Genomic DNA, 11,730 nt, shown 5'->3' with positions numbered 1-11,730 from the left:
CGTGGACCGATAGGCGGAGGTTTCCGGGCGATGGTGTGTGACCTTCACATCGATGTTGCGCATCTCCCAGCCTTTATGCAATGCCATCAATATATCAAGGCCATCCCAACCATTCTCTTCCACAAAGCCCCCGATATCATCAAAACACGCTTTTCGTACGGATTTAAGTGCGCCCTCCACCCTCGGAAAGCGCGTTTTCTTGATTTCATACTCATCCGGACGTTCCAGCACATACCCTCCGCAAAGGCCCAGTTTGGGGTCTGCATCAAACGCCTCACCTATTTGCTGAAAGTAGGTTTCCGGAAATGACAGGTCTGCATCCAGCTTCACGATAAAACCGTAGTCGTTATCGGTGATCAGTCTGTATCCTGCGTTGAAAGCCCTGATGACTTTGGAGCCATAGGAGCGTTGTTCACCTTTGTTATCCAGACTGATAATCTGAATCCAGGGATGTTTGGCAGCATATTCTTCAGCAATCTCCAGGGTACGATCCGTGGACCCGTCGTTCACAATGATCCACTTTTCGGGTTTCACCGTCTGCTTCACCATCGATTCCAGGGTCAGCCGGATATACTGCTCCTCATTCTTGGCAGGCGTAATTATATAGTACTTCATATACTGATCAATATCTTATGTTGCACCGATTCACGTACCTGTGGTGCTGCTCAACGTTGGCAATTCCTCCCTGGGTATCCATTTCGCATACATGTAATGAATGAACATGAGGCTCAGGAAAAACGGATACTGGAAGATCGATTGACTGAAGCCCAGCAATAGAACTACAGCAAACGCCAGCAAAGCAAATGTTTTATTAAAATCATTAGCAAGGCAAAGCACCTTGAATGTCCTGTAATAATTCAGCAAAACTACAACAAATACGAAGATTCCATAGGTGGCCAGCAAATCCGACAAGCCGTTGTTGCGGTGCTGTTCCTCCGTAAAGAAGGTGAACTCTTTTCCACCGAAGCGCATCTCCCCCTTCCCCCATCCGATGACCGGACTGGTAGACCAGTCCTTGACATCCGCATAGAAACTGCCGAACCTGGATGTGCTGTCATCCTTCAGCTCCATGTTCTTTTCCACCTTATCTCCCAGAAAATCAAGGGTAACGAACATATAAATGGAAACTGGCACCAACATGGAAAGCATGAAGGTTTTCCTGGACAAACTTCCCACCACCAGATAATAGGAGGCCACCACAATGAAGAAGGCCACGAAACCGGTAGTAGAAAGGGTGGATATGATCGCCACTCCGAAGACGATATTTTTCTTCGTGATCAGTGTTTTCGTATTGATGATGTTGAAGATCAGTGCCAGGTTCAGGAAAACGCCATAGGCACCCGGTTCCCAGAAAGGACCGGAATTCCGGAAATCTTTAAGCACCTCATGAAACGTATAGAACATGATCGTGGGCTGCGCCACATAAAACCCATCACTTGAATCACTACCCGAACCGATGGCCGGGAAAAAAGAGCAGACGGTATTTGTAAAGAAATCCCGGATGTTGTTAGACAAGACCGAAGGAACGTAAAAGAAGAAACCGAATACCGTAAGTGCATAGATCAGATTGACATAGTACCTGGTAAAGTTCCTTTCACACATCATCACAATCAGGATGCCCATAAAAAACCTGATGTAGGTACCGATCATGGTGGTCATGGCAATGCGGTAGATGAACACATTTTGTAGCATCTCCACCAGAAAGAATAGTCCTACAATACTCAGCACTTTGGTATTGAACCGCTCACCCCGCTTCAGAAAAACAAACATAGCAAACATAAAAAGCGCCACGGAATTGAGTACGGACCCAAAAAAGAATGGAAAACCGCTAACCGCGACAAGGCCCAGGACCATGCCATAGTTGCTTCTCTCTTGGAGGGACAGTGCTTTCAGTTTCCTTAGCATTGCGCTTAGTTCTTACCCTCCACGGCTTTGTTAAGGGAAGAGAATTTATACTTCATATAAATGTAAGGGATCACCGCCACAGCGACCAGGAAATAGTATGGAAAAAGGATTTTATACCCAAAACGCCATGACATATGCAGCTGATTAAAAAAGTAGTTGGATGAATACCTGTTGAAGAAGATATTCCGAAGGTAGGCGCCAAAGCTCTTGACCAGGCGCGGATTTCCGCCGCTGGTGAGCTGCATATTCTCAAACACGTAGGCATCATAGCTCAAATATACCTTAACACCGGCTCTCCCTGCACGCAAAACAAAATCATAGTCTGAATTATACTGTGGGAACACCTTATCATCCAGATAATTTAATCTCTTCATAACACCGGAAGGAACCAGCGTACCCCGGGTTGGCAAAGTCACAGATGTAACCAAACCTTTTAGTTCACCAGGTTCCATGAAGGTAAAAGAGGGAACATATTTATAGTATTTCAGCCGGATACGATTCTCTCCCTTGAATCCGCCGAAGGTTATCATTCGCGGGGTACTGACCGAATAGGATGCGGAACCAATGATCGCTTCACCCCCAGATTCGCGGTATCCTTTCATCAGCTCGCTCAGATACTGCGACGGGAGTTGCACATCGTCATTCATGGTAAGGATCAGGTCCGCGCCCAGTTCTTCAATGGCGTATTTACAGCCCTCGTTCAATGATTTGGTAAACCACCACTGGCCGCTACCCAATACCGTTTTCACATCCGGAAAATCCTGCTGTAACATCTCCACGGTGCCATCGGTGGAGCCGTCTATAACCACTACAGCCACATATGAGCACCCACTTTCATCCTGATCCTTCAGTTGGGAAAGCAACAATGAAAGCTCCTTCTTCCTGTTGAAGGTGGGGATGACAATGGCCAATAAGGGTGGTTGCTTCTGTTCCATCATATTTTATCCGCCGGGGTTTCCTCAGCTTTGTTTAATATTTTCTTTACCTGAAAGGGTGCGATAAGCGGACCATACAAACTGCAAATGGTTGTGGCAATGACAATGCCTGCGACACCCAAATCCATCACAACGGAGAACAAATAGGACAGTGGAAAGAATATCACCATGCCCACCAATCCGGTAATCATCTGCATACGCACCGCCCCGACCCCATTCAGAAACATAATATAAATATTTCCAAAGGCATTGAGCACCACGTAAATCATCATACAAAGGGAAATGCTGAAATCCACCTCCACATCCTTTACCCATAGGGCATACACCCAATTTGAGAGAGCCAGCATCAGCACAGCCGCACCGACGAAAAGCAACCAGAGCCTGACCAGTCTTTTAATGGAGCGTTGGATCCACACAATATCGCGCTTGGCATATGCCTCGGTATATGCAGACCAGAACGGGGACATGATAATGCTGAATACCATCGTAAGAACACCGAAATACCTGAACGCAATGTTAAAAGGCACCACCAATTTGGGGCTCAGAAAATTGGATATGAGAAATGGCGTGGTACCGATGAAAACAAGCAGACTGATCTGGATCAGAAAGAATTTAACCCCCAGGTTCAGGACATCTTTCAAGGAGCTGAAATCGAACGAGCCGAACCGCGGATAAAATGCTTTAAAGCCATGGGTATAATTATAAATATTCACTCCGGCCAGCACCAAAACGGGAACACCAGATGATAACAATGCAATATAGAACAGCGAAGCGTCATAGTATTTCATCAACACAAACACACCGGCAAGGATGAACAGATTTCCGACCATGGCGTTAAACGACACCTTCGCCGGCTGTTGATTACCCAGAAAAATGCTGTTGATGAGTTGAAGTACGAATTGAACGGAGAACATCAGGAATACAGCCAGGGTAATGGTACCCAGGTCTTCGCCGATGGTAATGTCCGGAGGGATATTCAATAGAACATTCCAGTCAATGAACTGATTTGTGATAGCAAATACCCCAAAGACGGCCAGGCTTAATGCGGATATGGAGATATACGCCGTACTCACATATGTCTGAGCCTTATCCATGTTACCATGGGCAAACGATTCGGCCAGCTTATTTCTGAGACCGTGTCCTAAGCCCACATCAAAAAAGTTGATCCATCCGAGCATAGAGCCAATGGTTAACCATATACCATATTTGGTTTCACCCAGATAATCGATGGTAAGAGGTACCAGTGCCAGGTTCACCCCAATACTTACACCTTTGATGGCGAAGGAACTGAAGATATTTTTCACCGCTTTGGCGGATCTCGCATTGGTACGCGAGAGGTATTTATTCAATATAGCATTCATGCGGCTTTAATTATACCTGTTGCCTATTCCCAGGCGGGCTGCAATAATATTCCGCATGACTATCAGGTAGTGAAAACGTGATTTTGGGTTGATTGGAACACTGAGTGTTTCGGGCCACAAATGATTCATGATCTCCTTGAATACCGGATATCCCGGTTTACATCGTTCATCGGGGTCAACCGATAGAATTACGTCCAGCAACTGCCGGTTATTGAAAGGCGTACCGGATTCATACACCAGGTCTGATTCGAGCTGACTTTGCGCCTGCCAGCTACCCATTCTGTGTTCCCAATAAAACATATCAAGCACCTGGTAGCCATAATTTTTTGAAATGGGTTTCATTTCCTCAAACCACTCCGCTACCCTGGCTTTTACAAAAGGAATTTTACCCCATCCGGGAATCAGGTCAAGAATATATTCATACGATCGTACGGTTGGATGAAGGCCTTGTTTATAATAAAAGCATCGGCCCACTTCGGCACAATTCCCTTTGATGGATACATGATCAGCGGGATAATCCTTGCGCATCCCACCAGCTATTAATCCCCAGTCATTCCAATGCGGCATATCCGTATTTTTCTCATAAATCGTCTTGAATTCCGGTGCAATGCTTTGACTACAATCAATCACGTGATGTTGATATCCCAGATTACCCAGCAGTTTGCGCGGTAATTTGATTTCATTTGAATCCGGGCTCAGGTTTCTGTATTTAAGCGTGTAGAAGAAAACATCACCGGCTATAGCCTTCGAAGCACTTAGGATGGCCCTGGAATCATTCCCTGCTGTGGTTGTCACCGCCAGTTTAAAACGGGTGCGGTATGCGATCATGGTCTTGGCCAGCAATTCGGAGGCCTTTTCCACTCCTTCTTCCATGGATACTTGTCCTATTCGCTTTACAGGCCAAAAGCGAACCTGGACACGATTGGCAACATCCAGATAGTGATTGGGCACCAGGTTTTTTACGGATTCATATAAAGAACACCCTGCAGGCATCCAATGTTCGATGGTTTGTTTCTTATAAGATGAGTTTTGGTAATCCGTGAATTGTTTTCCCTTTTCCAGCGGGACTTGTTTACCAATTAGCAATGGTTGGGATGCCGCAAAAAGCTTATCGTTTTTATAGGTATAAAAAACCGAACGTAGTCCGCACGCATCATGAAACAAATAGTAGCTGCGCTCCACCCTGGCGATCAGCACAAACCTGCCGGTGTACGGATATAGTCGCTCTGAAAGTGATTCCAGGGAGGCATCTTTTGCGAGTGCATGCAGGATATCTTCATTGGAATCTTCGGGACGCTGTGGATCCAGTATATAACCCACCATGGTCAGTTCGGTATCCGATCCTTCCGAACGGATATGAGTAAGCGTTGCAAGGGGGTGTGCTTGTACGGTGTAGTCGCCTATGGTTGTGTGTTTCCAGGCTTTTAGTTCATCGGAGCCGTCGGGTGACATAAGAAATTGCCTGGCGTATAGTAGATCGTTTATATTAGGTTCGTTGGTCATCATTCGACTTCATACGAACATTTGTTGTCCGGGGTTTGGTCTTTACCGGGAGTCTTTCTGTGATAAACGATACGTCTTGCCCTTTTAATTCTTTGTAAAGTATTTATTCGTGGTGCCATAAACGGTGCCGGATACTTCCACATCATTGTACAAACAATACAAATCTCCCACTTCCTTCACCTTTAATTCATTAAGCAGCTCAACCAGGCCACTGATCTTTGTGACCTTTCTTCTGGTAACAATGATTTTGAGGTCTGAATGTTTCATTAGCAGGAAACTCTCACTTACCAGGCCGGCTGGAGCAGTATCGATGATTACATAATCATAATCCTGCTTTAACTGTTCCATGAGATATTCTGTTCTTTCCGAGTCGATAAGTTCTGCAGGATTTGGTGGCGCCTCCCCGGCAGGAATATAGCTCAGGTATGGAATGTCTGTTTCCACAAAAACATCATCCAGTTCAGCCTGTCCACTCAGGTATCCTGAAAGGCCAGGGCTATTTTCGGATGCAAATGGCCTGTATTGGTTGGGGCGCCTCAGGTCGAAATCCACCAATACGGTTTTTCGTTTCACCATCGCCATGCTATTGGCCAGGTTCAGGGTACAAAAGGATTTACCTTCACCTGACATGGAAGACGTGAACAGCACCACCTGATTGTCTTTTCCTTCAAGAAAATATTCGATGTTCGTTCTGATCCCGCGAATAGACTCAGCCACCGGTGATTTGGGAGAGTCATCCAGAATACCCAGATCCTTTTGTCCGGTCTTATGATACACCCGTCCGATCACCGGCAGGTGGGTAACGGAGCGAAGAATCTGTTCATCATTAACGGTATTGTTCAAAAAGCTTTTGATACCGAAGATGGCAAAAGGAAATCCGAAACCGAGGGTCAAGGCAAGGAGGTAGTTCAGTGCTTTATTGGGAGAAACCGGATCCATCTGGGTCAGCTTGGCATCCTCAAGAATGTCGTTATCAGGGAAATTCGATCCGCGTGCAATTTGTGCATCTGCTTTCTTGCGAAGCATATATTTATATACCTCATCATTCAGACTTTTTTCGCGCTCAATGCTAACCAACTGTCTTTCGGTGCCAGGTAATTGGGTGATCTTCGCACTACCCTGTTTCAAACGGGAATCCACGGAACTAAGCAAGAGATCATTGGTCCGCTTCATGTAGGATATATAATCCAGCAAAGCCTTTCTTTGCACCCCGATCTTATTTTCGATGGTCTTATAGTACGGGTTCAGGGTCTTGTTACTTTCCACGAGATTGCTTCGTTCGATACTCAATTTCAGATATTCCTGAATAATACCGGTCAGCACCTGATCATTCACTCCCATGGTAGATGGCAATGCGAGATTAGCTTCATTCTGGTTATCCTGAAGCGATCGTGTGATGTAGTCATAATATTTGGCCTGTGACTCGAGGGTCGCCTTCTCCAGTTCCAGGTCCGTGATGGTTTTAAACGCCTGATCAGACACGGTTTTCATCTCCATCATCTGATGGGACGAACGAAACTTCTGGAGATCTGACTCCTTTTCGTTAAGGGTACCCTCAATAGCTGCGATCTCCCTGTCTATATAGCGCAATGAATTTTCCGCAAGTGCAGCTTTCTTCTCCATATTTCGCTGCATATATGCCTTGGTGAGTTCATTGATAAAATCAATGCCTTGTTGTGGGCGCTTCACCTTTAACTTGATACTTACGGCTTGGATATCCTTCCCAACCTGTTCAACTTTAAGGTCTTTCTGGTATCTGTAAGTGAGCCGGTTGATGTCATTAAACTCAAACACGTACCGGGTTTCCGGTTGAAAATCATGAGATATATCGGGGGGACGGGTAACTACGAATGCGTACTCCTTTGTCCGGATCGTATCACCATAGGAAAATTCCTTATTTACGGAGAAGGTGCCTGAATTAACAGCCTTGTTTTCCTGGTAATTGAAATAAGTGACTGCTTCATCAAACGGTGGCACCAGGAGGGTAAAGCGATCTGTTGATTTTGGCTTGACTTCAAACTTCACGCCCAGAGGTTGCGGATGGTCGTAAAGCACCTCAACCTTGAAAGGTGAATCGTCATAGATCACCTTTTTCTTAATGGTATTTGAAATCGCCCGGTAACTCACTTCGGCATGGGTTCGTTCCAGTGCTTTCTGGATCAGCTCCAGAGATTTCATTTTTCTGATCTCCTTGCTGATATCGCTTGATGGCGTAAAGATCGAGAAGGACTCCATGAATTTTTCGGAGGGATCACTTTGCCTGCCACCTTCGATAAGGATCAGGCTACCCACTTCATAAACCGGCTGAAGATACCAGTTGACAAAATAGGCCATCCCTACAAAGGACATACATGAGATCAGAAAATAGTACCAGTATTTCTTTACCTTGGATAAGGCAAACTTGACATAATAAAAGGTTTCATGATCCTGACGGGCTTCCATATGGTCACTGTCCTTTCACGTATTGAAGATAAAATACCATGGCTACAAGTACCGAGTTTCCTACTGACACGATCAGGGAATAGGGTATCTCGGTCATTCCAAAACGACGAACCTTGAGAGGAGATACGTATATCACATCATTTGGCCGGAGGTAGTAATATTCTGATTTGAACAGATCATCCTTGGTCAGGTCAATCCTGCGTTTGATAATCTGTTTGCCTTGCTCACGCACCAGTACGACATGTCTGCGATCACCGTACTCGGAAATATCTCCGGCCATGCCCAAAGCTTTGAAAATATTCATATTCTCTGTGGTGTAAGTGTAGGTGCCAGCCCGATTCACCTCACCAAGAATGGTGATGCTATTGTTTACATAACGCACCGTCACAATTGGTGTGGTCAACACCACCTTCAGGGCTTCCTGAATAGCTACGGCCGCTTCCTCCACGGTCATATCAAGAACCTGAACCTTTCCGATGACTGGTAGCTTTACAAATCCCGATTCATCTACGGTGTATGCAGTAACGGCGAGACTTGCATCGGTTATGGAGGCGCTAAGCTTGTTCTCCTCACTAAAGAAGTTATACTCAGGATTATCGGTGGTAGTGACCTTGATATATAGCATATCAAATGTCGAAATCTTCAACCGTTGCTTGTTTCCCGTCCAATTATACGTCGTGTTCTTGGTGGGCTGGATGTAGATCATCCTTTTCTGCGGCACACAGGATGCCATCAGTACAAGCAGGGAAATAACCAGGCAAGCGTTCTTCATAAATTCATCTTAGCCGGCGAACCGGACCTCTCATTTTGCCTAAAAAACCAGGGAATCCCGGATAGTTCAGTACCTATTCAGGCACTTAACTTTCTTTTAAGCAGCATATTGTAAACAGCCATCCAAAAATATTGGAAGTTTACAAAAATACCATATTTATTCCGGCTTCTAAGATAAATTCTTTCCGCTTTGATTACGCCATCAAAACCAGTAAGGCCCAGGGCGACGTTTGGGGGTATGCAACCAGGTTTGAATTTAATCCGGTCTTTCTGCAGATCCTCGGGGAGAGATTGAAAACCGAATTGCGTTAAAGGCCTCACACCAACAAGATTGAGTTCGCCTTTGAAAAGGTTGAGTAATTGAGGCATTTCATCTACGTGAAGCTTACGCAGCACTTTGCCCCATTTGGTAATTCTGAAATCAGAGTTGGGTTTGCCCACTTTGTTATAACCATTCATTTTCACCACATAATCCTGAATGTACTGAGAGTATGGGTGCATGGTTCTCACTTTGTAGATACCAACGATCTTGCCGTCCTTGCTAATTCTCTTCATCTTGATGAGCATACCGGTCGGAATGTTCTTTTCCTCACTGGGTAAGCCGGTCTTCATGACAGAGAAGTAGAAAAGATTATTGGCTTCTTTATGATCAATCACCTCGAAACCGGCATGGCTAAGTCTGCCAAGAACCTCAGCTTTTGAGATAACAAAGTACTTGCCACCTGTAAGGAATTGATACAGAGGCTTGGTATATGATACTCTTGCCAAAACACGGTTAACAACAAAGTCATATAAATGGTAGAAGGGATACATGAACTTGTATTTGCCCTTCATACGGGTTGAGCGTTCCTTAATGGATTCAATGCAACCGATAAACATACCGGCATCCGGCAAGGCGGCGTTCACATGCTCAAAATACTGGTTGAGGTCGTTTTTGTAGTTGATAACCCCCAGATCAATGACAGTCTTCACGTCGCGATGTGCAGAAGCCAATACGCGTGAAGCATTTTTGCAGGACGATGTAAGTAATATTGTTCCTGAATCCTGAAGAGCAGTTTGTTCGGATATAAAATTTAAGATGGTTTCCCCACCTTCTTCGAGAATTGTTCTTTTTAATCGCTGTTCTTTCTCATAGATAGACAGGTCCTTCAGATTGCGAAGGGCCAGTCTTGGAAAGGCCTTAAGAAAGTTTTCCGCTTTCTTTGGCTCAAAAATTTTCTTGATTTCAACATCCAGTTCGGACGGCACCACCTCTACAAACTCTTCTTTAACTCTCATGTGCTTAAGTATTTCTGGTGTATTTCAATTTATTGCAATCTGCTACGGACGCAGAATTAATTTCTTTCAACTCCAACGTTACAGGTTTCAAAAAAATCAAAGGTTGACATAAATCCTGCAAGAATTGATTTAACTCTATCTTGCTTGCCAACTTCAATATTCCTTGATACTTCTTCACGTTCCTGGGTATCCTTCTACTTCAGATTGTGACTTTCGCCACGAAAATATTTCAATAAAAAAACGGATTCAACTGCGTCAACACTTGGCAAAAGTACTACGACTTATCCTAAAGTACAAGGCGAAGCACGGTTTAAGCGAAGTGATTTTACTCAATATTTGACCTTAAGTATATTCCCGTAGGGCAAAATACGGCATTCATCTTACTGTTTTTCAAACAATTAAATATCGTATATCTTGTATTTTCAACAAAAACATGCTTGGGTAAGATTTAACACTAATAAATTATTGTTTTTACTCACGCGACACATGTCCGTTAAATTATTTTGATTATTATAAGCGCAAAATCACATCCGTCTACGGTTAATTGTGATTTTGGTTTTACTTCTTTTGATTTTAGTCGTGCCTTCCTCTCCACTTTATCACAAAATCAATAATATCTACCCTTTTATTACACTACTAAAACCACATCATTTGATGTTAGAAAAAAGTTTGACAACCAGTACCATAAAATATTCATCTAATGTGTGGCGTTCAATAAAAAAACTATACTGGACTTGCCTATGTGAAATTTTACCTTCCGCCGCATCATCACTGTATGTATCACTAAATCATGGAGGGTAAAATTATGACCACCAGACAACACGCTCGCTCCGGCCAGAAAGGGTTGGAAAGAAAAAGAAAGTCGTTCCTTGCCATCGGCTTCATCACATCCTTAAGTTTATCATTGATTGCCTTTGAATGGAAATCCCCTGTTGGAAAACTGATCGACCTCGGGGACCCAACCGTCGGAAGCAGCTTTGAACCTGACATCTTTGTCGTTGATATCATTAAGGACAAGAAAAAACCTGAGATCACCGAGGTAAAGAAAAAAACCGATCCCAATAAGTTGAAGGTGGTCGACAATGAACATAAAGAGACCAAGACCATCTTCACAACACCAGATACCCTGGCGTTAGATTTGGCCGACATGACCTTCAAAGTGGATAAAACGGAAGAGATTCCCAACGTTACCGTTTACCACGGCTGGCAGGTAGAGAAACAAGCCTCCTTCCCGGGAGGAAAAAAAGCGCTGGACCGCTTCCTTCAGAGTGAACTTCATTATCCGGCAAGAGATATGGACAGAAACCAGGAAGGCACCGTTTACGTGACCTTTGTGGTTGAACCTGACGGGCAACTCACCAACATTGCCATTGTCGACTCACCTCAGGTCCGCACAAAAGATATGGAAATGGAAGCGGCCAGGGCTGTGAAAAAATTACCGCGATGGATTCCGGCTGAGCATGGCGGTAAAAAGGTACGCATGCAATGTTCGCTACCGATACTTTTCCGATTGAGATAACACCACATGAGACTGG

Annotated in this window: 9 protein-coding genes; 1 reads left to right on the top strand and 8 read right to left on the bottom strand. The window is 44.5% G+C overall.

The features are described from left to right. The 8 genes from KDD36_01700 to KDD36_01665 form a co-directional block, all read right to left on the bottom strand. A partial coding sequence (locus KDD36_01700; GenBank protein MCB0395335.1) for a glycosyltransferase family 2 protein occupies positions 1 to 615 on the bottom strand: 615 nt, incomplete at its 3' end. Positions 616 to 645: 30 nt separating this feature from the next. After that, the gene (locus KDD36_01695; GenBank protein MCB0395334.1) at positions 646 to 1,905 is read right to left on the bottom strand and encodes a hypothetical protein; all 1,260 of its coding nucleotides are present in this window, start codon (positions 1,903 to 1,905) and stop codon (positions 646 to 648) included. Between the two features lie 5 nt (positions 1,906 to 1,910). Then, complete coding sequence (locus KDD36_01690; GenBank protein MCB0395333.1) at positions 1,911 to 2,843, bottom strand: glycosyltransferase family 2 protein; 933 nt, start codon at positions 2,841 to 2,843, stop codon at positions 1,911 to 1,913. Continuing rightward, positions 2,840 to 4,201, bottom strand: coding sequence for an MATE family efflux transporter (locus KDD36_01685; GenBank protein ID MCB0395332.1), 1,362 nt, complete (start codon positions 4,199 to 4,201; stop codon positions 2,840 to 2,842). The genes KDD36_01690 and KDD36_01685 overlap by 4 nt, the downstream gene beginning before the upstream one ends. Positions 4,202 to 4,207: 6 nt before the next feature. Then, a complete protein-coding gene (locus KDD36_01680; GenBank protein ID MCB0395331.1) occupies positions 4,208 to 5,653 on the bottom strand; it encodes a hypothetical protein in 1,446 nt (481 codons plus the stop codon). 135 nt (positions 5,654 to 5,788) lie between these two features. Then, positions 5,789 to 8,146: a polysaccharide biosynthesis tyrosine autokinase gene (locus tag KDD36_01675; GenBank protein MCB0395330.1), complete on the bottom strand. Its 2,358-nt coding sequence runs from the start codon at positions 8,144 to 8,146 to the stop codon at positions 5,789 to 5,791. A 4-nt stretch (positions 8,147 to 8,150) separates the two neighbouring features. Continuing rightward, a complete protein-coding gene (locus KDD36_01670) occupies positions 8,151 to 8,918 on the bottom strand; it encodes a polysaccharide export protein (protein MCB0395329.1) in 768 nt (255 codons plus the stop codon). A gap of 77 nt (positions 8,919 to 8,995) precedes the next feature. After that, positions 8,996 to 10,195, bottom strand: coding sequence for a sugar transferase (locus tag KDD36_01665; protein ID MCB0395328.1), 1,200 nt, complete (start codon positions 10,193 to 10,195; stop codon positions 8,996 to 8,998). Between the two features lie 805 nt (positions 10,196 to 11,000). Here KDD36_01665 and KDD36_01660 point away from each other — a divergent pair. Next, a complete protein-coding gene (locus KDD36_01660) occupies positions 11,001 to 11,714 on the top strand; it encodes a TonB family protein (protein ID MCB0395327.1) in 714 nt (237 codons plus the stop codon). The last annotated feature ends 16 nt before the right edge of the window (positions 11,715 to 11,730 follow it).

This window comes from Flavobacteriales bacterium, from assembly GCA_020435415.1.
GTDB lineage: Bacteria > Bacteroidota > Bacteroidia > JACJYZ01 > JACJYZ01 > JACJYZ01.
This window is presented reverse-complemented; position numbering and strand designations above follow the sequence as displayed.